At 44.9% G+C, this 21,947-nt stretch carries 15 protein-coding genes; 6 read left to right on the top strand and 9 right to left on the bottom strand.

Annotation, left to right across the window (positions count from 1 at the left end; genetic code table 11):
• Positions 1-39: 39 nt before the first annotated feature.
• From fruA to fruB, 3 genes are read right to left on the bottom strand one after another with little or no spacing between them, the layout of a single operon-like run.
• Positions 40-1,782, bottom strand: coding sequence for a PTS fructose transporter subunit IIBC (fruA, locus tag OCV12_RS23425; protein WP_261886338.1), 1,743 nt, complete (start codon positions 1,780-1,782; stop codon positions 40-42).
• 15 nt (positions 1,783-1,797) lie between these two features.
• The gene (gene pfkB, locus OCV12_RS23420) at positions 1,798-2,775 is read right to left on the bottom strand and encodes a 1-phosphofructokinase (RefSeq protein ID WP_261886337.1); all 978 of its coding nucleotides are present in this window, start codon (positions 2,773-2,775) and stop codon (positions 1,798-1,800) included.
• A gap of 9 nt (positions 2,776-2,784) precedes the next feature.
• Entirely contained in the window at positions 2,785-3,918 is a 1,134-nt protein-coding gene (fruB, locus tag OCV12_RS23415) for a fused PTS fructose transporter subunit IIA/HPr protein (protein ID WP_261886336.1), read from the bottom strand.
• Between the two features lie 373 nt (positions 3,919-4,291).
• On the opposite strand from fruB, the gene cra reads away from it, so the two are divergent.
• Positions 4,292-5,296 carry a catabolite repressor/activator gene (gene cra, locus OCV12_RS23410; protein ID WP_261886335.1) on the top strand — a complete coding sequence of 335 codons (1,005 nt, stop codon included), beginning with the start codon at positions 4,292-4,294 and terminating at the stop codon, positions 5,294-5,296.
• Positions 5,297-5,346: 50 nt separating this feature from the next.
• On the opposite strand, the gene OCV12_RS23405 is transcribed toward cra, so the two are convergent.
• The 4 genes from OCV12_RS23405 to nirB all read right to left on the bottom strand — a co-directional run bounded on the left by OCV12_RS23405 (position 5,347) and on the right by nirB (position 12,005).
• Positions 5,347-7,137 carry a bifunctional protein-serine/threonine kinase/phosphatase gene (locus OCV12_RS23405; protein WP_261886334.1) on the bottom strand — a complete coding sequence of 597 codons (1,791 nt, stop codon included), beginning with the start codon at positions 7,135-7,137 and terminating at the stop codon, positions 5,347-5,349.
• Positions 7,138-7,281: 144 nt separating this feature from the next.
• Complete coding sequence (locus OCV12_RS23400) at positions 7,282-8,751, bottom strand: NarK family nitrate/nitrite MFS transporter (RefSeq protein WP_176679860.1); 1,470 nt, start codon at positions 8,749-8,751, stop codon at positions 7,282-7,284.
• A 198-nt stretch (positions 8,752-8,949) separates the two neighbouring features.
• Entirely contained in the window at positions 8,950-9,294 is a 345-nt protein-coding gene (gene nirD, locus OCV12_RS23395; protein ID WP_061031137.1) for a nitrite reductase small subunit NirD, read from the bottom strand.
• A 128-nt stretch (positions 9,295-9,422) separates the two neighbouring features.
• Positions 9,423-12,005, bottom strand: coding sequence for a nitrite reductase large subunit NirB (gene nirB, locus OCV12_RS23390; RefSeq protein WP_261886333.1), 2,583 nt, complete (start codon positions 12,003-12,005; stop codon positions 9,423-9,425).
• 520 nt (positions 12,006-12,525) lie between these two features.
• Between nirB and OCV12_RS23385 the strand changes: the two genes are divergently transcribed.
• The 3 genes from OCV12_RS23385 to OCV12_RS23375 all read left to right on the top strand — a co-directional run bounded on the left by OCV12_RS23385 (position 12,526) and on the right by OCV12_RS23375 (position 17,959).
• On the top strand, positions 12,526-15,090 hold the full coding sequence (locus OCV12_RS23385) for a molybdopterin oxidoreductase family protein (RefSeq protein ID WP_370779663.1): 2,565 nt from the start codon (positions 12,526-12,528) through the stop codon (positions 15,088-15,090).
• A 607-nt stretch (positions 15,091-15,697) separates the two neighbouring features.
• Positions 15,698-17,128, top strand: a complete 1,431-nt coding sequence (locus OCV12_RS23380; RefSeq protein WP_176679858.1) for a S1 family peptidase — start codon at positions 15,698-15,700, stop codon at positions 17,126-17,128.
• 129 nt (positions 17,129-17,257) lie between these two features.
• Positions 17,258-17,959, top strand: a complete 702-nt coding sequence (locus tag OCV12_RS23375) for a hypothetical protein (protein WP_176679857.1) — start codon at positions 17,258-17,260, stop codon at positions 17,957-17,959.
• 335 nt (positions 17,960-18,294) lie between these two features.
• Here OCV12_RS23375 and OCV12_RS23370 read toward each other — a convergent pair whose 3' ends face one another.
• Positions 18,295-19,311: an IS110 family RNA-guided transposase gene (locus tag OCV12_RS23370; protein WP_261886332.1), complete on the bottom strand. Its 1,017-nt coding sequence runs from the start codon at positions 19,309-19,311 to the stop codon at positions 18,295-18,297.
• A gap of 238 nt (positions 19,312-19,549) precedes the next feature.
• On the opposite strand from OCV12_RS23370, the gene OCV12_RS23365 reads away from it, so the two are divergent.
• A complete protein-coding gene (locus tag OCV12_RS23365) occupies positions 19,550-20,122 on the top strand; it encodes a hypothetical protein (protein ID WP_261886331.1) in 573 nt (190 codons plus the stop codon).
• Between the two features lie 172 nt (positions 20,123-20,294).
• Entirely contained in the window at positions 20,295-20,867 is a 573-nt protein-coding gene (locus OCV12_RS23360; RefSeq protein ID WP_176679854.1) for a hypothetical protein, read from the top strand.
• Positions 20,868-20,999: 132 nt separating this feature from the next.
• Here the strand turns inward: OCV12_RS23360 and OCV12_RS23355 are convergent, their stop codons facing one another.
• Positions 21,000-21,791, bottom strand: a complete 792-nt coding sequence (locus tag OCV12_RS23355; RefSeq protein ID WP_061038407.1) for a BRO-N domain-containing protein — start codon at positions 21,789-21,791, stop codon at positions 21,000-21,002.
• Positions 21,792-21,947: the final 156 nt, after the last annotated feature.

The raw sequence follows: 21,947 nt of genomic DNA, 5'->3' as shown, positions 1-21,947 counted from the left end.
ATAGTTTATCCGGCTTAGCCGTTAAACAGAGTTGGGGGATTAAGCCTCTGCAGTCACTTTAGAATCGCTCATCTTTTTAAGAGCAGCGTAACCAAAGCCTGTTACCGCTGTACCTGCTGCAATCGCCACTAGGTACATAAGTACTGGAGAGATAGCGCCAGGAATCAGTAGTACGAATAGACCGCCGTGTGGAGCCATTAGTTGTGCACCAAACATCATTGATAGAGCACCCGTTAGTGCACCACCTGCCATACATGCTGGGATAACACGCATTGGATCTTTTGCTGCGAATGGAATTGCACCTTCAGAGATGAAACATAGGCCAAGAACGAATGATGCTTTACCTGCTTCACGCTCGCCTGCTTCAAACTTGTCTTTCACTAGGAAAGTCGCAAGGCCCATACCTAGCGCAGGAACCATACCTGCTGCCATGATAGCTGCCATTGGTGCGTAAGTTTGCGAAGCCAGTAGACCAACACCGAATGTGTAAGCCGCTTTGTTTACAGGGCCACCAAGGTCGAAACACATCATTGCGCCAAGAATCACACCCAGAAGAATCGCGTTAGACGTTCCCATGTTGTTTAGGAAAGTCGTCATCGCGCTCATCACGCCAGAAACAGGACCACCTACGATGTAAACCATCACCAAGCCAGTGAACAAACTCGCAATAAACGGAATGATCAGGATTGGCTTGAGTGCTTCCATAGATTGTGGAAGTTGAACTTTGTCGGCAATGAACTTAGCAGAGTAACCCGCAATGAAACCCGCCGCGATACCACCTAGGAAACCAGCACCTGTAGAACTAGCCAGCATACCGCCGATTAGACCTGGAGCCAGACCCGGACGGTCAGCAATTGAGAATGCAATGAAACCAGCAAGAACAGGAATCATCAGTGCGAATGCAGAACCACCACCGATAGTCATCAGTGCTGCTGCCAGTGTGCCTTCTTCTTTAAACGCCTCGATACCGAATACGAAAGAAAGAGCGATGATCAAACCACCTGCAACAACCACAGGAAGCATGTGAGATACACCAGTCATTAGGTGCTTGTACACGCCTTTCTTCTCGTCAGCAGGCGCTGAATTTGAAGAAGCTGTGTGTTGGTATGGTTTAGCTTCTGCGAACGCTTTTTCCATCTCTTGCTTTGTTTTCTTCAAAGCAGGACTTGTCGTTGTTTTGTACAGCGCTTTGCCATTAAAACGATCCAGTGGAACATCGATGTCCGCTGCGATGATAACAAGATCAGCGTCTGCGATTTCTTGGTCTGTCAGTTGGTTCTTCGCACCTACAGAGCCGCGAGTTTCCACTTTGATTTGGTGACCTAGGCGTTTGCCTTCTGCTTCAAGCGCTTCAGCCGCCATAAAGGTGTGTGCAACACCAGTTGGGCAAGCGGTAATCGCTACGATCTTTTTGCTGCCTGTTGCTGGTGACGTACCCGTTACTGCAACCGTTTCTTCAACTTGAGAAGCGTCTAGTATTGTTGCTTCTGCTACCGCTTTCTCTAGAAATGCTTTTGCATCTGCAGTGCATTCAGAGATAGCCGCTTGGTACACTTTCTTACCTACAAAACGTGCTTTATTAACGTTTGTGTTAGCTGCGATAACAACAACGTCGCTGCTGTCGATTGCGTCTTGTGATACTGGAGATTCAGGTAGCACGCTTGATTGACATTCAATAGCAGCGTTCCAACCCAGTGCTTTTGTCGCTTGCTCTAACAAGCCTGCGGCGATGATGCTGTTTGCTACGCCACTTGGGCAAGCTGTGATAATGGTAATATTCATAATAAACCTTTTGTCCTATTTGCTTGTGTCTAACTGGCTAGTTGGAGCACTAAGCGCCTGTAATTGGATATTTTGTAGTACTGAATCCAGCTCTTGTTGGCTGGTGATGCCCACGCCTACCTGTGAAACTGCTAGAGCAGACAGGGCGGTTGCGAATTTAATAAGTTCTGGTTTTGGCATCTGTTGCATGTGACCCCAACATAGGCCAGCAACTAAAGTGTCGCCTGCGCCTACTGTGCTCACCACTTGCATACGCGGCGGTTGAGCATGTAACCATTCACCTTGGTTTAGCCACATCACGCCTTCAGCGCCAAGTGATACCACGATGTTATCGATGCCTTTTTCACTTAGGGCTTGGCCTGCGTGTTGGCATTGGTCACGAGTTGTCAGTTCTGCATTGAACAGCTGAGAAAGCTCTTCGTCGTTTGGCTTAATCAACCAAGGTTGTGCATTGATACCTGCTTTTAGTGCGTCACGGCTGCTGTCGAACAACACTTTTTTGCCTAGGTCACGTAAGCGCTGTACCCAAGAAGCGCAAAGCTCTGGCGATACGCCTTTCGGCAAGCTGCCTGCAATCACGAAGTATTCGTGGTCTTCAGCCAGTTCTAGCAAGGTTTCTTCAAACGCTTTAACAGCGTCAGCATCAACAGGAACACCTGGGAAGTTGATGTCGCTAACTTGGCCTGAGTTTTCTACTAATTTCACGTTGATGCGAGTCGCGCCATCAACACGGATGAAACGGTCAGTTGCATCCATCTGTTCAAACAGTTGGCAGAAGGCTTCTTCGTTATTGCGACCAAGGAAACCTGTTACGGTCACTTTCGCACCAAGTTCTGAAAGTACTTTTGCTACGTTTACGCCCTTGCCTGCTGCATGCAGAGAGCCTTTGTTTACTAGGCTAACTGAACCTACATTTAGTGCGTCGATAGAACCTGTCAGGTCTAGGGCAGGGTTAAGCGTAACGGTAACGGCTTTGATTTGTTTATCAGACATATCGATTCCTTAACCTTCGCCAAGGCCTGAAGCGATAGCTTTACCAATCGATTCAAGTGCTTGTGCTGCATCGTCACCTTCAGCAACAAACTGAAGCTGGTGGCCGTGTTTAACGCCAAGTGCGATGACTTTCATCAAGCTCTTCGCGTTCACTTCTTTTCCGTCGCCATCTAGATTTGAAACGCGGATTGTTGATTCGAACTTCTTCGCTTCAGCAACTAGCATTGCGCCCGGGCGAGCGTGTAGGCCGTGTGCGTTTTTGATTTTGAATACTGCGCAGTTGTCATCGTCTTGAGAGGCTGTAGAAACCGCTTCACCTTTTAGAAGGCCAATTACTTGTGCAATATCAGCTGTTAACAGTTGTTGCTGTTTACCCTCGAAAACCATCTTGCTTAGGTTTGCCAGAATAGATTGGTGCGCGCTGTTACAAGCTGCGAATGCGACCAATGCTTTCACTGGTGTGCCTTCGTACTCACAGTGGTTTGCTGTTGAAACAAACGATACGCCAGTGCGAGTTACGCCTTTATCGCTGCCCAACAACCACAGGCCTTGGCCTAGATGAGTCGGTGTTTTTGTTACTAAGTCAGCAACGAACGCGTTGTCTGTGCAACCTGTGTTCTTAAGTAGGCCGCCTGCAACTGCAGACATTTGAACCATGTCGCTTGCAGGGAATAGTAGCTGGACTAAAGAAGCGTCTAGGTCGGCTTCGAGCTGAACGTCGCCATTAAGTAGGGCGATGATTTCGTCTTCTGATTTCGCTTGCTTTAATTTCTCTTCAACACCGTCTGCCGCTAGAACCTTGGTTAGCTGCTTAAGGATGCCTAAGTGCTCGTCAGATTTCGCTGCAATACCAATTGCTACGTAAACACGGTTGCCGTCTGCCCAATCAATACCTTCTGGGAAGTGGTGTACTGCAACGCCTGTCTCTTTTACTAGACTACGCGTGTCAGTGGTACCGTGAGGAATCGCGATGCCGTTACCTAAGAACGTTGAGTTCTGGTTTTCACGGTTCAGCATTCCTTCAACGTAGCCAGAGTCAACTAAGCCTTTCGCGGTTAGGTCGCCAGCAATGTTCTGGATAGCTTTGAATTTGTCATCGGCCGTTTGACCAAGAGTGATGTCAGATTTTGATAATTTAAGCATGGTGCCTCTTTAGCGTATCGCTTGAGAATTTGTGTATCGCTACGATTCAGTCTAGAGCAAGATTCATGGAGCTTAATTCTTTGCTTTATGCTTGCTGAATCGGTTCAGCATTCAGTGTAAAAAAATTCAGCAAAGCCAATTCTGTTAACCAAAATAGTTTTGCTGCGTGTCGTAATTTCAGTTTCGTTCATAGCGAGAAGTTGAATCACGACAAATGACGCTCAATCCATTCAAAAGGATGATTGAAGTCACTTTTCAGATTTTGCTGAATCCTTTCAGCTTTTATACTGAATCGATTCAGCATATAATTCAACTAATCCAAGGATCAGAAGATTGGTTATATGATCCTACGCACAAAATACAGGTCACCCATATGACACTAGATGAGATTGCCAAACTAGCCGGTGTGTCGAAAACCACGGCCAGTTACGTGATTAACGGTAAGGCGCAAAAATACAGAATCAGTGAGAAGACTCAGCAGAAAGTAATGGCGGTGGTAGACGAGTATAACTACCGTCCAGACCATGCTGCTTCGTCGCTGCGTGCTGGTAATAGCCGTTCATTTGGTTTGATTATTCCTGACCTGGAAAACAGCAGTTACGCGCGTTTAGCAAAACTGATAGAGCAGAACTCACGTAAAGTGGGCTATCAAATCCTGATTGGTTGCTCTGATGATGACGCTGAAACTGAACGCAAAGTAGCAGAAGCGTTGGTGAGCCGTCGTATTGATGCCTTGCTGGTGGCGAGCTCAATGCCAGACGCTAATGAGTTCTACTTAAAGCTGCAAAGCTCTGGTACGCCTGTGATTGCGATTGACCGTCCTTTAGACGATGAACACTTCGCTTGCGTGATCAGTGAAGATTTTGAAGCCGCGTTTGAACTAACGCATTCGATTCTTGATGACAGCATTCACAGTGTTGGTTTGATAGGCGCACTGCCTGATTTAAATATCTCACGTGAACGTCAGCTAGGTTTTGAAGCCGCAAATAAAGCGCATACTCAACAAACAGGGCTAACTGAAAACAAGCCGATGGTTGTGGGTTATGGCGAACACTTTGACAGAGAATCCGGTCGAGAAGTGTTCGAAGAGTGGATTGCTAAAGGCACGGTGCCCGATGCGATTGTGACTATGTCTTACACCTTGTTAGAAGGTGTATTGGATGTGATGGTCGAAAAGCCAGAGCTGATCAATCAAGTGAAACTGGCGACCTTCGGTGATAACCGATTATTGGATTTCTTACCCTTTAAGGTTCACTCACTGCCGCAGCAATTCGAGGTCATTGCAGACAGCGCTTTTGCTTTGGCATTAAACGCGTCGGCTAAGCGTTACCAAGCAGGTATTGAGCTTGTGCCAAGAAGCTTAGTCAAACGAGGCTAGCTTTCGTTTAACAGTTATTCAGAGTTTGACGGTTAGCCAGAGCTTAACCGTTAGCTAGAACCAAGCAATAAGACTAACTCTACGATAGCGACAACGCCAAGTAATAGAGCCAACACCTTCCAGAACTGAATAGGGTGACGGTTTATCAAAGGTTGCTTGGCTTTGTGTTTCATTAGGTTTTGATTGGGTGTGTAGAGGTCAGCTACAAAATCGCCCAGAACCTGATATCGCTCGGTCGGTGATTCTGCACATGCCTTTTGCAAAACCAAATCAATCCAAGCCGGTAAATCCGATCGCTTTTGGGTCAGCGGTTGGTATTCCCATTGATGATGACGTGATTGCTTGAGAGATTGAGCGCTCATTTCAGAGTAGGGCAATTCGCCCGTCAGCATTTCATAACCGATCACCGCGATAGAGAACAAATCTGAGCTTGTCGTGGCTGTGTTGTACTTAATACTCTCTGGTGCGATGTAATTCACCGCGCCGAGTGGTGTTGGGTCTTTGTCTGTTTGTTCTCCCTCTTCAATTCCTCTTACTAACACCGCACCAAGGTCGATTATCTTGATGTCGCCATCACGCTGAATCATGATGTTTTCTGGTTTTAAGTCTCTGTGCACCATGTCGGCTCGTTGTAATACACGAATGCCTTGAGTGATCTTCTCGAGTATTTCACGCACTTGTTCGAGTGAGGGCTTAGGGTTGTCGTACATCCATTGTCTTAGCGTGACAGCTTCAACCAATTCGCAAATTTGATATAGAAATTGAGAATGTTCTGGCGTTGGGTAAACCTTCATGACTTTCTTATTTTTCAATAGCATGCCAGCCCATTGCTCATTAAAGAAAGCCCTTAGTTGTGCTGGATCGTCATGGTATTGAACAGAAGGTACTTTGAGGACGAACTCGATTTGTGTCTCTTTCTGCAGCACCCGATACACATGGCTTCGAGTGCCTGCATATAACACCTCAAGCACCATAAAGTTGTCGATGCTTTGGCCAAGCTTTAGCGCTGGTGGAATCGCGCGCTTAGAGAGTTTTTCGTGAAATTCGATTAATGACGGCGTAGGGAGGTGAGTAACTTCGATAATCAAGCAGCTCACGTTGTCTGCGCTATTGTGGCTTAACGCTGTGTTACAGATGGTTTGAGCCGCGTATTCGAAATCTGCACCGGGTTTGTCGATATGTTCTTTAAACGTATTTGGGGAAACGAACTCATGCACACCATCCGAGGTTAGGATAAAGCGGTCATTCTTCTTGATGGGTAAGGTTTGGTAGTCAACATTGAGCTGATTATCCATGCCTAATGCTCTGGTTAAGTAATGCTTCTGTCCCATGTTTTTACGAGTGTGATCACGGGTCAGTTGGCGTAATTCTCCATCTCTTAGTAAGTAAATACGACTGTCACCCACATGAAATAAATGAGCGGTGTTCGATTTTAGAATCACACTGCTGAAAGTCGATACTAGGGCATTGTGGTTAACTTGCTGTGCGGGATGAATGTGAGAAACCGAGGTATTGAAGAGCCAAGAATTGAGCGAGGTTAGAACTTTTTGCGCCGAACGCTGAATGCTCCAGCTTTGTGGGGTCGCGTAATAGTCATCAATAAACTGCATCACACTGGTGTGACTGGCTTTCTGGCCGTGCTCACTGCAACTGGCACCGTCGGCTATGCAGGCAACACTGCCTTTTAGCTCTTGCTCTACGCGAGTCTTCGGGTGTTTTACAATGATGGCGTCTTGGTTTTCATCACGTACGCCTTTATTCGAATAACCACCAAACTTCAAAGTCAATTGGTTATTGTTTTCTGGCTTGATGACTTGCCCTTGGCTGAATAAAATCGTCATAACTGGTCTTCTTCTTAACTGGCCGTTTTCTCATCTGCTTGAGAGCAAATCTGAGAAAGAACAAAAGCTCTAGCGAATGCAGAGCCTTTGAACGAAGTAACCGAGTGTCGCAAGCCCGGTTACTTCTCCCGATTCAATAAGTGGTTAGCTTGATACGTTAATCAAGGTCACGCTACCGTCGTCGTTCACTTCGGCAATTTGACCGTTGGGCTCTTCCATGAACATCAGAGTCACGAAGCCGAGAACCGCCGTTGCAGCAATCACTAAGAAGAAAGTCTGGTAACTTACGAATGAAAGCACCGTTAGGTAAACCACCGCACCCACGTTACCGTAAGCACCTGTCATACCTGCAATCTGACCTGTCATTCGACGCTTAATCAGTGGCACTGTCGCAAACACCGCACCTTCACCCGCTTGTACGAAGAAAGAACACGCCATTGCAGCAACAACCGCTAGCCATACAGGCCATGTGCTGTCTACTTGACCCATTGCGAAGTAACCTACAGCCAAACCTGCTGTTAAGATAAGAAGCGTTGGTTTACGGCCAAATTTATCTGAAATCCAACCACCACCTGGGCGAGACATCAAGTTCATGAAGGCGTATGCCGAAGCCACCATACCTGCTAGGACGGGCGTTAATTCAAAGGTTTCAGAGAAGAACAGAGGCAACATAGAAACTACCGCTAGCTCAGAACCAAAGGTCGCGAAGTACAGAACGTTCAGTACCGCAACTTGCTTAAATTTGTACTGGTGAATCTCTGGCACTTCTTCTTTAAATACGTTCTTGTTTACTTTCCAAACCTGAGACACTTCGTAAACATACAGGGCAGCAAGTACTGCATACACGCCGTAAACTGCTGTGTCTGAAAGCATGCCAATACCTGATGGAGACAGTTTCCAAGCCAGTAGAGCCAGTGCCGCGTACATAGGGATCTTCATGAAGAGTAGAAAGAAAAAGTCACCCTTAGACGTCACTTCCATTGCTGTTACTTGAGCAGGCTTAAAGTAAGTAGAACCTTTTGGTGTGTCGGATACGTTTTTGTAGAACACCACTGAGAACAGTAAGCTCATTACACCCGTAATACCAACCGCATAACGCCAGCCTTCATCACCGCCAAATACTAATGCTAGGGTAGGAAGAGTGAATGCTGCCGCTGCCGAACCAAAGTTACCCCAACCACCGTAGATACCTTCTGCAGTACCTAATTCATTGTGTGGGAACCATTCAGAAACAAGGCGAATACCAACCACGAAACCTGCACCGATGAAGCCCAGTAGGAAACGAGCGATAGCAGCTTGAATGAAAGAATCAGCCAGTGCGAACATGAAACACGGGATCGAACAGATCGCCAGTAGCAAGGAGTAGACGAGCCTTGGACCATAGCGGTCGGTGAGCATACCAATGGCGACACGCGCCGGAATGGTTAAGGCAACGTTCAAGATAAGAAGGGTTTTGATCTCTTCAGTGGTCAATCCTAGGCTGGTTTTTACCATTTGCAGCAGGGGTGCAAAGTTAAACCACACCACAAACGTGATAAAGAAGGCCATCCAGCTGAGGTGTAAGACCTTCATCTTACCGGTAAACGAAAACAGCGAAAATTTTGAGTTATCCATGTTTTAAATCCTTTAAATATGGAAAGTGTCTAGAGTTATCTAGCCGTCCACATGCCAACTCCGTAGCTTGCCTAGACTGTTAATTATAGGCGGCTAAGGCATGTTAATGGGTGAATTTGAAAGTACAACCTTTTAGTTAGGCGATAACTTGTTGTTAGTTGAGCATTTGTTGCTAATTGCTAACTAGTCGTCAGTTAATCAACTTGCCAACGCTTCGGGTGCCAGAACTTGAATCTGATTGCCTTGTCGGCGCACTTCAAAGCGGGTTAGGGCATGTTCAGGCTCTTCCAAACAAGCGCCAGTCTCTAAATGGTAATGCTGCTTGTAGAGCGGAGAGGCCACATAAGGTTCTCCACTTAATGAGCCAATAATGCCGCGAGACATAACGTTGGCTTTCCCCACAGGGTCGAAATTCGATAGCCCATAAAGCTTGTCGCTGCGTTTGCAGTAAAAGATGGCGACTTGATGATCAGCTACTTTGGCGCACACACCCGCATTGGGTGACAGTTCCTCTTGCGAGCAAACAGTGGTCCAGTTTTCCATGACAGTCTCCTTGTCAATTTGTAGAGGCTTTGATTTTGTTCCATTTCTTAAAAAAAGAAGGTCGTAAAGAAAGAAGGTCGCTAGCAGCATGTTGCCGAGATCGAAGGGGCTGCTAACGACCAAACTGGCTACGAGACTTCCGTAATTTCAATCTGTTCAGTGCTGTTTAACGCTTGGTTACGTTCCGCTTCTTGATCGGTGTTGACCGAAGGTTTCGGGAAGCGTTGTTCACGCTCTTTGATGAACGAGAGGCTAGAGTCCATCTCTTCACTGTTGATGTAGTGTTGGAAGCGCTTCATCTTCACTGGATTCTCGATAGTGGTTTTCCACTCACACTGATAGTTTTCGATATTGAGTGCGATGTCGGCTTCTAGCTCAGCGGCGACATTGAGTTTGTCTTCAATCACCACCTCTTTGAGATACTCCAAGCCACCTTCTAAGTTTTCCATCCAAACAGAAGTACGTTGTAGGCGGTCAGCAGTACGTGTGTAGAACATCAACACGCGGTCGATGTATTGAATGAGAGTTTGCTCGTCTAGGTCGGTCGCGAATAGGTCGGCGTGACGTGGGCGCATGCCGCCATTACCACATACATAAAGGTTCCAACCTTTGTCGGTGGCGATAACACCGATGTCTTTTGATTGAGCCTCGGCACATTCACGAGTACAGCCCGATACAGCAAATTTGATCTTGTGTGGTGAACGCAAGCCCTTGTAGCGGTTCTCTAGCTTAATCGCGAGACCAACACTGTCGTTAACACCGTAGCGACACCAAGTGCTGCCAACACAAGACTTCACCGTACGAACCGATTTACCGTAGGCGTGGCCCGTTTCAAAGCCCGCATCAATCAGTTTTTTCCAAATGGCTGGCAGTTCATTGAGTTGTGCGCCAAACAGGTCGACACGCTGACCGCCAGTGATCTTGGTGTAAAGGTCGTATTCTTTCGCGACTTCACCCAGAACGATCAGTTTGTCTGGCGTGATTTCACCGCCTGCAATACGTGGAACCACAGAGTAGGTGCCATCTTTTTGCATGTTGCCAAGGTAGATGTCGTTGGTGTCTTGCAGCTCGATGTGCTCATCTTTCAGGATGTAGTCGTTCCAGTAAGAGGCGAGAATCGAACCGACCGCAGGCTTACACACGGTACAACCTAGGCCTTGACCATGAGATTCAAGCAGTTCGTCGAATGTTTTGATTTTGTTGACGCGGATAATGTCGGTCAGCTCTTGGCGAGAATAAGCAAAGTGCTCGCAGATATCGTTAGAGACTTCCACACCCAAGTTGCTCAGTTCGCTGTCGAGCACTTGTTTCGCAAGGGCAGAACAACCACCACAACCTGTAGAGGCGTTGGTTGTCTCCTTCAATGCCGACATTGTGGTGCAACCCGCTGACACCGCTTCTTTGATATCGCCTTTGGTCACATCGAAACATGAACAAATCACGGCGCTGTCTGGTAGGGCTTCGACACCCATTGCGCTGCCTGAATCGTCAGCAAGGTTTGGAAGAATCAGTACCGATGGGTTCTCTGGAAGAGGCATATCGTTTTGTTTGATTTGTAGCAGTGAGCCATACGCGTCTGCGTCACCGACTAATACGGCACCGACGATCTTTTTACCGTCAGCAGAAACAATCAAACGCTTATAAACCTGTTCAATTTCATCGTTGTAGGTGTAAGACTGAGCGCCTTCGGTTTTGCCGTGAACCTCACCAATACTGGCAACGTCTACACCCAGTAGCTTGAGCTTGGTGCTCATGTCGGCACCGGTAAAGCTGCTCTCATCTTCACCATTAGAAAGGATATGACTTGCAGCGACCTTCGCCATTGAATAGCCCGGAGCCACTAAGCCAAAGACCTTGTTGTCCCACAGAGCACATTCACCAATCGCGTACACATTGTCGAGGTTGGTTTGGCAGTTGTCATCAATCACAATGCCGCCACGTTCACCAATGGCGATGTCAGAGCTACGAGCCAGCGCATCTTGCGGGCGAATACCTGCCGAGAACACGATCATATCGGTTTCTAGATGTGTACCGTCAGCAAAATTCATGCGGTAGCGAGACGTTTCACCCGCCACAATTTCAGAGGTCGCTTTCTCGGTGTGAACTTGCACACCCAAGTCTTCAATTTTGCGTCTTAGTAGGGCACCGCCACCATCATCTAATTGAACCGCCATCAGGCGAGGGGCAAACTCAACCACATGCGTTTCTAAACCAAGATTCTTCACCGCGTTCGCTGCTTCTAAACCTAGCAACCCACCACCAATGACCACGCCCGATTTGCTCTGTTTACCTGATAGCTCAATCGCATCGAGATCTTCAATCGTACGGTACACATGACAGTGTTCCTGATCGTTACCCGGAATCGGTGGCACGAATGGGAATGAACCCGTTGCAAGAATCAGCTTGTCGTAGCTTTCAACGTGGCCGCTGTCGGTAATAACCGTTTGATTTGCTGTATCAAGTTCAGTGACTTGTGCGTTAATCAGATATTTAACGCCGTTTTCTTGGTAGTAAGCTTCACTCGTTAAAGCCAAATCGTCGGCTGTCTTACCGTTGAAGTAGGCCGTGAGTTGAACACGGTCGTAGGCAAGGCGCGATTCCTCACTGAAGGTAATAACTTCATATTGGTCTGAATCAGCTTGAATGATGTTGTCGATAAATTTGTGGCCAACCATGCCATTACCAACGACGACAATCTTTTGTTTGCTCATAGTAAATTCCTTTTTTGCTGGCTTCCTAGCGTTTCTAAAACTGCCCACTCTCTGGTGGATAATGTGCTGTTCTTCCAATGAACTGAAAACTGTAAATTTTGAGTTGTTGGTAAATAGGGCAGCAAGTAGGGTGCCAGATAAAAATAGATATCGAGAAAAATAAAAATAACATTTTAAATCAGTAGTTTAATTAAATGATAAACGGCTCAATTACCCCTAAAGTGGTAGGCTTAAAAAAGGGAATATTTATGAAAATGAGCCTTTGTGGTGCAAATTTGATCAACATGGTGCAAAAATCTCAATATTTCGCTAGTTACATTTAATTAACATTGCTTTTTGTAAGTGATTTTATTTTAAGTATTTGTAAATGATGGTTATTTTTCTTGTTGCGGAAAGGGGTAAATAGTGGCGTGCAAATTGCTGTAACTAAAAAGACAAAATTTCATAGCTGAGCAAGGGTCATAAACGACGCTCTGTTGGCTAGATGAGAAACATAAGAACATTGCACGAGGGAAGAGTGATGAGTTCAAACAAGGATTGGATTAAATCAACGTGTGCTTACTGTGGCGTAGGTTGTGGTATTGAAGTGAGGCCCACTTCTTCGGGGAAGCTGGAAGTGCGTGGCGATAAAGACCACCCATCGAATTATGGCAAGCTGTGTACCAAGGGCGCAGCGTTGGGCGACACCGTAACGCCAATTGGGCGTTTAACTCAGCCGATGCAGCGAGTAGATAACGAACAACAGCAATTGCCTTGGGGCGAGGCTTCACAATTGGTGGCAGATAAGTTTGCCCAAGCGATTAAAGAACATGGGCCAGATTCAGTCGCCTTCTATGTATCTGGTCAATTGCTGACTGAAGACTACTATGTCGCCAACAAACTGATGAAAGGTTTTATTGGTAGCGCCAACATCGACAGTAACTCTCGCCTTTGCATGGCATCGAGTGTGGTTGGGCATAAACGCGCGTTCGGCACCGACACCGTTCCTGTCTGTTATGAAGATTTAGAACAAGCAGAAGTCGTCGTTATCACTGGCTCAAACCTCGCTTGGTGTCACCCTGTGCTATTCCAAAGGTTAAGAGCGGCCAAACAAGCCAACCCTGCATTGAAAGTGATCGTGATTGACCCGCGTTATACCGACACCTGTGAAATTGCCGACATGCACTTGGCGTTGGAGTCAGGCTCAGATGTCGCACTGTTCAATGGTTTGCTAGCCTACTTAGATGACAACGACCAGCTCGACGCTGACTACATTGAACATCACACCCAAGGCTTTACTGAAGCCATTCGATCCGCAACGCACTACCGTTATACAGAATCAGGTTGGGGCGACAAAAGCATTCCCGACCTAACAGGGCTTACAGAGCAGCAACTCGAACAGTTCTACAAGCTGTTTGCTTCTAATGAGAAAGTGCTCACCATCTATTCTCAAGGCGTAAACCAATCCACACAAGGGTGTGACAAGGTCAACGCCATTATTAATTGCCATTTAGCGACGGGAAAAATCGGCAAGCCGGGCATGGGGCCTTTCTCAGTAACAGGCCAGCCAAACGCAATGGGCGGGCGAGAGGTGGGTGGCCTAGCCAATACCTTAGCCGCGCACTTTGAATTTGGTGATCCGCAATCACACCAAACCGTCAGTGAGTTTTGGGAAACCGACAGCTTAGCTACTCACGCAGGCTTAAAAGCCATCGACCTATTTGATGCGATGAATGATGGCAAGATAAAAGCCGTGTGGATCATGGCAACCAACCCTGTCGTGAGTTTGCCAGATAGCGAAAAAATAAAAACCGCACTAGAGAAGTGCCCGTTTGTGGTGGTGTCGGACTGCATTGCTGATACCGAAACCACACGCTTGGCCGATGTGGTGCTACCCGCGCAAGGGTGGAGTGAAAAGTCGGGCACCGTAACCAACTCTGAGCGTCGAATCTCACGCCAACGCCGAGTATTACCAAGCCCTGGAGAAGCCAAACCTGATTGGTGGATATTAAAAGAAGTCGCGCAAAAGATGGGATTCAAAGATCAGTTTGATTACCGCCACGAAGGTGAGATCTTCAAAGAATATTGTGAGATGACGGCGCTTGGTAATGAAACAGGTAATGCGCGTGACTTGTGCTTAATCGGTCTTACTCAGTTAGATGAGAAAGGCTATGGCGAACTCACTCCACAGCAATGGCCAGTACTTGAATATCAACCAGAGATCATTGAACAGCGCATGTTCACCGACGGCGAGTTCTATACTGAATCTGGCAAAGCGCAGTTTATCGCGGTTGAGCACGACAAGCCGATTGCTGATACCAGTGTCGAATTCCCACTTATCATGAACACAGGCCGAATCCGAGACCAGTGGCATACCATGAGCCGAACTGGTTTAGCCGCAGGTTTAGGTGAACACACACCAGAACCCTTTGTCGCCATGCATCCAGATACGGTCGCAGAGCTTGGCTTAGATGAATTTGGGTTAGATGCCTTCAACCACGCCACTATTAATCCGGTGGTGAAAGTGCGCAGTGCACAAGGTGAATGCCAAGCACGCTTAGTGGTAACCAAAGAGATGCGTCGGGAGCAAGTATTCATGCCTATTCATTGGAACGCCCCAACCGCCAAAGACAGCAAACCATGCGACCTGATTTTGCCTCATACCGATGCGGCATCAGGCCAACCTGAATTCAAACACACACCCGTTGTCGTAGAGCCGTGTGGTTATCGCAGTGAAGCCGCACTGGTCAGCGACAAAGTGATGGATTGCAGCGGCTTTGATTATTGGGTACGCCAAAGAGTGGAGGGCGGCTTTCTGTACCGCATCTCATCATCCAAGAACCCAATGGAGTTGGTGATTCAACTTGCCAACACCCTCGATGCTTTACCAGAACCCAACGCAGAGGCAATCAAATCACTCCATTACCACGGCAATAAATCGTTCAAGAACTATGGCTCAGCCAAGCTGGATCAATTTGGCGTGAAGCAAGCCTTTGTGGTGAACAGCAAGCTAGACCATCACAGCATCGACTGGCTGGTGGAATGCCTAACCCGAGAAGCCGATGAAGAGTTTGAAGCCGAGTTTTTGAGTACCATGGCGAAGTAGCCGACTACCTCTAACCTATTAATACCTAAAGTTAAGCGCCGACAATCACGTCGGCGTTTTTGTTTTTAAGTATGCAACACCGATTGATTAAACGACAAGTTTCACATATCATCTCACGCATTGGTATGTCGTTCTGTATTTTCTAGGTAGAGGTAAGTTGATGTCTAAGTTAGCTAAAACAAGAAAACCGACCTTACTTCATACATTGGCGAATTCAGCGCTACTTAGGAGTGACGATGTATAACCAAGGCGATCTTTGCCCACACTGCGGCTTAATCATAATGCTGCCTACAGATATTGAACCCAAATGCCTAGGCTGTGGCGAAGAAATCAACGAAGAAGATGACGGCTAACTCACACATTGTGTCACTTTCTACTTTTTGCCGAAAATATATGGAATTTTTCTGCTTTTCGTCATGTTTGATAAAGAAGTAATCAGATAAGATTCTGTTATTAAATGGGTTATTAGACAGAGCTTGAACAGTTTAGATTACTAGACAGAATTGTTTTAGGGACAAAATGCAGAATTATTCTGTCTAATATAGCTGTTAAGTGCCTAATCTTGCTATACCAATTCACCTGAAAACTAATTTTATGAGAGATGCAATTGAAAAGCTCATTCCAAACAATGATTGAACACCCTGAAAGCAATTCTCTAGATCGAGATTGTAAATGGATACGTCCGGAGTTTCACCCAATTGACGGAATTGGTGAAGAGGCTTTATGGAGACTTGAAGGGCTAATTGTTGCAATTGGATTTATAGACAATGAGCAACACTGTATTATCGGTAGCGGCGTTATGATTGCCCCAGGGCTTTGCTTGACAGCTACTCATGTTATAGAAGAAACAAAAGAGAAACATCCTCTATTATATACATTTCCAAGTGATAGCTGCATGAGAATTTGGACGCCTCAAGACTTCTCTGCTCAGCAAAAGGTATCTTTAGAATTATTGCCATTTCAAAAACCAGAGCCCAAATACAGTGATGTTGGGGTTTTATCATATTCACCTTTCTCCAAGTTCAAAGATAATGATGATTACCTTTTCGCCCCCATTGAAGTGTCCGTTCCCAAGATAGGTGAAAGGCTTTGGTCTACAGGGTATCGAGAAATATTAAATGATGGTGTACCCACCATATCATTCTTTATTACTTCCGGACTAGTGACTGAACAATACTTAGAAGGTAGGGGGGGACATATTAATGGACCTTGTATCGAAGTTGCTATGCAAGCTTTAGGAGGCATGAGCGGAGGGCCAGTATTTAATGCTGAAGGAAGAGTAGTTGGTGTTATTTCTTCTTGTTTAGAAGGTCAAGATGATTCGAAAGGCCCTACATATGTTTCTCTTGTTTGGACATCACTTTTATCAACAGTACATTCACCATGGCCAGAAGGTCATTGGCCAGAAGAAGTAGCAGGTATACAGACGGCTTCAAATGGTGAAGGTGCTCGACTGTTAGGAAAGGCAAGATTCGATGAACATGGTTCGTTTCGAGTTAAATTTCCAGAGCAAAGTTCGGATTCCATGTTGTCAGTATTAAAATCTGCTGGTGTTGAACTTCGAAATGACGACTATGAATTTTCGGATTTTGCTTACGAAAATTTTGAAGAGTTTCTAGAAGAAGAAGGTCTTAAATATTTATCAGTAGCAGAGAAGAGTATTTTTGAACGTGCTCTTATGAAAAAAGATTATTCGGAAACGTTAAAGTTATTTAATTGTTTTGATGCCTACATCATGGAGGGTCTAGAAGACTTGTCTATTGAGTCTGTTTCATTGTTAGATGATGGGAATTTAGGTATTAATGCATTATTTGATATGAGAATAGTATTTCTTCGGTTGCAAATATCTAAGGTGGAACATGAATATCATAAGCATGAAATCACCTCAGTTGGTAGTCTTCACAATCAAGAACAAGATGAAGATAATGTTTATTATGACCATTATGCTAGACCATTCTACAGAGTTAATTTTAAATATAATGTTCAGTCCGGCGAATGCGACGATATAAGGTTTCAACTTTTATCTATGAAAGTATAATACCGGCACTTAACAAAGCATTTAAGAGTGATTCGCAACGCTTGGCAGTTTCGCTTCGCTCAAGTATAGCCAAGCGCCGCTCACACCTTAATGCGGCGTTATGTTGTTGAATGAAGTACAGAGAAAACAATGAATAATGAATCATTACAAGCATTTCGAGAAAGGCTAGATAGTAATACTGGATTAGTTTCCAAGCGTAGAATACTGGTCACACTGTCGTTGTTACTTCTTGCGATACAATTTACTGGTGCTGTCTTTAAAGAAGCTAATACATTTATCTTTAAAATTGAGTTTACCAACCAAGGTGGGCTAAGCATATTTTTGCTCTTGGCTGTCGTCATTTTGATGATTCGTTATTACAGCTATGCACATGAATATCATCAAGAGCTATTCAAACTCATGGCTGAAAGAATGATGTCTGACTATAAAATATTTAGATTTAACCACCACACCGAGGAGATATCGGGGTTGCTTGGAGACGGTATTGATCTTTTTGGTGGTGATGAACCGGGTCTACAAGACGCGAAGTACGAAACTGACGGCTTTTTGAGACGTAAAATTGTCTATCAAAAGGAATACCATAACGAAGAAGGTAGCGAGTTGTTAGATGAGGACGTTTCATTAAACCGATACAATGAAAAGTGGACTCGATGGGACTTTCTAGTGCTTTATTCTTATGAATTGAGGTACCGTTTGGAAGCATTATTGAAATATAGAGAAAACCTTGATCTTTGGGGTCCTTATTTTCTAGGTTCTACAGCAATAGTTCTTACTTTGATAAAGCTTGATACCGCAACAATTCAAAACCTCTGGTTGGCAATAACAACATAACAAACTGTTTAAGAGTGATTCGCAACGCGTGGCATTTTTACTATGCGTTGCGTTCTGTGTTTAAGGTGGCATGCGGAAGCATCGGTATTGCGTTGCTCACATATATGGTCTCCCCCCAGTTTTGCAAGTCAGCAGTATGATTAAAAGCGCAGGTTAACTTCCATATATACGGCCTGTTGAGCGGCTATTGCCTTGGCCAAGATGAGGAAGTCGAACACGAAGTCCTAATCACCTTATCGACTTAATAAGACAGTGTGAGCATAAGGTTTTCAACGTGTAGGATTTGTCCTGTTATTCATCTTACTACGTACTTTGCAAAGGGTTGGTGATCATCATTAGCTTTGTGTTGGTCGATACTCTTCATTTTTAGTGATGACGGCCCACGCTATGCGCATGAGTTTGTTTGCGACAGCGGCTCTGTTTGGTCCTCGTCGCTCTTGGAGTTCAAGCATCCACTTACTGAGATTATCGGATTTAAATTTGGCGCGCCTCAGCGCTGCTCTTGCTCCATGAACGAGTAGGGAGCGGATATACGTGTTGCCTCTTTTGGTTATTCCAAGAAGAATGACTTTGTCGCCGCTGGTATCTTGCCTTGGTACAAGCCCCATTGCGGCGGAGGCATCTCTACCAGTTTTGAACTGTTGTCCAGAGCCAAGCCATACCGCAACGGCTTGGCTTGTGAGTGGTCCAAAGCCAGGAATAGACATAAGTCGCTTTGCGTTTTCGAACTGCTTGACGGTTTGGTTAAGTTTATCGTCGAACCATTTTACCTGTTCGTCGATGTATAAATATCGTTCGTACTGATGGGATAGCAGCTCTCTTAATATACAAGACAGTTGGTTTTCATCGTTCTCGAGTATTTCGGGTATGGCCTTTCTGAAGGTTGGGGCTCCTTTGGGCATAATGATGCCGTATTCAGAGATAAGGCCACGCACTTGATTAACGATACGAGTTCTTTCAGTGACGAGCAGACGTCTCATTCGAATAAGAGATTGGATGTCTTGTTGCTCGACTGATTTATGAGGAACAGGGTGAGGTCTTTTGTAGAGAGCGACTTCGGCAATGGCTTCAGCATCGTTATAGTCGTTTTTCTGTTTACGCCTTTGAGTTTTCACATGTTGGGGTGCGTAGAGTATGACTTCGTGACCGAACTGAGAGAATTCACGAGCCCAGTAGTGTGCGCCGGAACAAGCTTCCATGGCGATAGTACAGGTTTCTTTATTGGCGATGTAACTAAGTAGTTTACTTCGTTGAAGTTTTTTACGGCAAAAATTCTTCCCTTTATGATTGATTTCAAAAAGAAAGAAGACATTTTTTGCTAAATCGATGCCGATGATTTTATGCTGAGTCATGGTCTTCTCCTTTTACTTCGGACCTGAACACTCCAAGCATGGCTTACAGTCATGTGAAGTGGTAGGGGGAGACCATCTAATTACGTTAGTTAAAGATTGGGAAACAGAGTTGCGCTTTAAGCCTCGTGGGCAAGCAATTGAAAAACTTATCTTAGAGCAAGGTGGCGACCCAAATGAGCTTTATGTACCCATAAATGTTCACGGGAAGAGATATCACGCAATCAATGATACTAATTGCATGGCAATTCTTGAATACTATGCCTTTGATTCTCAAACGCCCTCTGACCAAGCTCGTTCAAACTATCGTAACCTTGCTAAACTTACACTTCGTACATTTATTTATGAACGTACTGGCTACGATCCAGAAGATGCGTTACCACAATACTGGAAAACGTTTCATGAACGTATTACTTTAAACGAACTACCGTCAGGCTACTTTAGCGTATTCTCAGAAATTGCTAATTTGGTTATTTCGGGTATCCGTGGCGGTATGCCTTTCGATCACCAAACAATGCCTGATATCAGTGTTGGTATGGCTTGGGGTAAGCATTGGTGTAGTAATGAGTTTGACGGTAAGTATGGTGAACGTCGTAAACACCTGCACGTTTTTCCAGAAGACTTTCCGCAACGAGATCCAATGGCTTGGATTTACCCAGTTGAAGCTCTCGGTGAGTTTCGTCGATGGATGGATGATGTATACGTATCTGAAAAATTCGGTACGTATTTGAATAACAAAGCAAAGAAAGGTGCGCTGACACATGTTGATATCCCAGCTTTGGTTCAAGCGGTGCAACCAGCTAGGCTAAATTAACGTGTCAACAAGCACCTAGCAAACAATTTAAGAGTGATTCCCAACGCTTGGCATTTTTCATTCCATCGTTGGGTTTTGTGTTTAAGGTGCAACGGTTTCGTTTCGTGGTAGTGTTGCTCACATCTTAATTGGGCGTTAGGCTCCTAGGCGAAAAATTTAAGTAAGGTTATATATGGGGAAATTAAGTGGTGCTTTTTCAGTAGCGAAAAGAGAGCTTAGTGCTGCAGAACGCCATTTCAAAAATATGAAAGAGTGTGAATCATTCGATGATATGGATATTGAATGGCGAGGCTTTATAGTGTCTATCGAAAAGGTATGGAAGAAAATTGAGAGAGCTGGTGTTGCTGTTAATCGTGGGAAGTTTGGTCAGTTTCAAAAGCCCTATAAGGCACAGAAAAAACAAGACCGATTACTAAACTACATTTTGCATGCTCGAAATAGTGATGAACACAGCGTACAAGAAGTTACAGGACATTTGAGTAACTATTCATGTACACCTATCGGGATAGTACAAAGAACTATGGGTAAACCTGATGTGTTTGTTCCAGTAAACCCATTAAGAAAACCAGCAATTAAAATGGATATTAAATTTGAGTTAGTTGATGTGACTGATAGAGGGCAAGCGTATTCCCCACCATGGGGTAATGGAGTGCCAGGACCAATGTCTCCAGTCGAAGCAGCAGAGACCGCGCTGAATTTTTATAGAAACTACATGAATGCATTTGTTGCTGAGTTCGGAGCCTAACAAAGCGTCCAAGACGGATTCTCCAATAGTTGGCTGAGTTTCGCTACGCTACACATTTTAGCCAACTATTTCCGTCCGCTTAAGTGGGCGTTAGCTGCAATGAGGTAAACCTCTCCCCATTGCGATTATCAGTTAGTAGATTTTAGCAGCACTCAATGTTTCTATATCAAAGTAATGTAGTTCAGTTCCTTCATTGCCCATAACCTTTATGTGCTTGCCACTATTCTTCAATTTGAAATTGACACAGGCTGACAAAAAGTTACTTCTATTCACGGTAATATCTGGGTGCTTTGACAAAAACTCATCCATGCAAATCAAACCATATAATTGATCATTGGTTTCTAAGTTTTCTAGTCTAATACTTGTTTCACTTTGGAACTGCTGTGTTTCATCTCTAAGTTTTTTGGTATCTGCTTTTACAGTTTTCAGCTCTTCAAGTGCATTATTTAAACCAGAAGCTACGTGTACAAGCATTTGAAGTGATGTTTGAGTTACATCCATGTTTGCGAAATCAGGGGTTGCAACACCAGTAGATGGATTTTCTGGAGGTGGGTACTGTTTATGCTCTCTTATTGATGGAAGTACTTCGTGAAATAGCCATCTCTGAAAAGCCTTGCCTGCTGGAGTTTCGTCTCTTGTTAGTACACGATAAAGTCCTGGCTCAGTTAAACAAATCTCACTCATTTCAACGCCTGTATCTGGATGAGGCATATTAAAATTTTTATGTTCATCAGAATCTAAAACTTGAATTTGAGCTTGGAGACGAGTCGCCATGGACTTCACGGGTTTACCACCATTAAGAATTTTATCCTCATCACTTAAAGTTTTGAGTATATCTCTTAAGCAAGTATACAAATGACCATCAGCTCTAAACGTTCTAATGTCATAATTTTTCTTGTATTTCAAAGTGAAAAAATTTTCCATAACAACCTGTAATGTGATATTCGTTAGTCCTGTATAGCATTATGCATCAAAACGGAGTTTTAAACATTTGATGTTGCACACATAAATGCAGCTAACAAACGTTTAAGACGGATTCACAACGCGTGGCATCTTCACCATGCGTTGATTTTAGTAGTT

It is taken from the genome of Vibrio pomeroyi (assembly GCF_024347595.1).
Taxonomy (GTDB): Bacteria; Pseudomonadota; Gammaproteobacteria; order Enterobacterales; family Vibrionaceae; genus Vibrio; species Vibrio pomeroyi.
The sequence above is the reverse complement of the archived record's forward strand: the minus strand, read 5'-3'. Positions and strand labels throughout refer to the sequence as shown.